We start from the raw sequence: 840 nt of genomic DNA, 5'->3' as shown, positions 1-840 counted from the left end.
GCCTCGCTCAATCTGACGAACACAGATGGCCTACCGGAAGGGCCGACCAACAAATACATGACCGCCTCCGGTGTTCGCACGACCCCACTGACGGGTCTTGATTTGACGATCAGCGCACCGGTTGTTGCAACTGATTCGATTCTCGTCGCCTCCGGCAAACTTCAGGCCCAGGTGACATCAGCCGCAGCGTTGAGTGTGGGACGTGGATATATCGACGGACTGCTTCCGGTGTACACGTCTGGTACCGGAATCAGTGTCACCTCTGGAACGGCCTACATTCCAGGGGCTGGAAAAACTCTTTACGTTCCGAATGGCCTGGCACTCTCCGGTCTGAGCCTGTCTGGCAACACCTGGTACTACCTCTACCTGTACGACAACGCAGGAACGCCTGCGATTGAACTGGTAACGACAGCACCGTCAGGACCATATAGCGGAGTTGCGCGAACCAAGAATGGTGATACGTCGCGCCGGTTTTTATGCGCGCTGCGCACCAGTGGATCAACGGGACTTTACAACTTCAAAGTGAACCAAGGCTTTATCGAGTATTTGGAGAATATTCCAGCAGTTCCGTTTCGCACTTTGTCTTCAGGAGCTGCGACTTCGCCAACCGGGGTGGACTGCTCGGCAGTGATCCCACCGACAACACAAAGCGGCATTTTCTGCTTCACCAACATTGGTACACCAGTGATGTTCGTTCACTACCCTGGGTTGAATTCCGCGATCCTCCAGCAGGTCGCGGCGGGAACCCGATACAAAGCACAAGCGTTGCTGTTCAGCCAGAGCCTCCTGTACTCAAACAGCGGTACCGGCGGCGCAGCATTTATAGACGTTCAAGGTTAC

General features: G+C 55.0%; 1 protein-coding gene. It reads left to right on the top strand.

The window, feature by feature from the left end:
* A partial coding sequence (locus tag AC27VU_RS28895; protein WP_488725409.1) for a hypothetical protein occupies nucleotides 1–840 on the top strand: 840 nt, incomplete at both ends.

It is taken from the genome of Pseudomonas sp. 14P5.3.2 (genome assembly GCF_057799175.1).
Note: the sequence above shows the minus strand (reverse complement) of the source record. Positions and strands in the feature narration are given on the sequence as shown.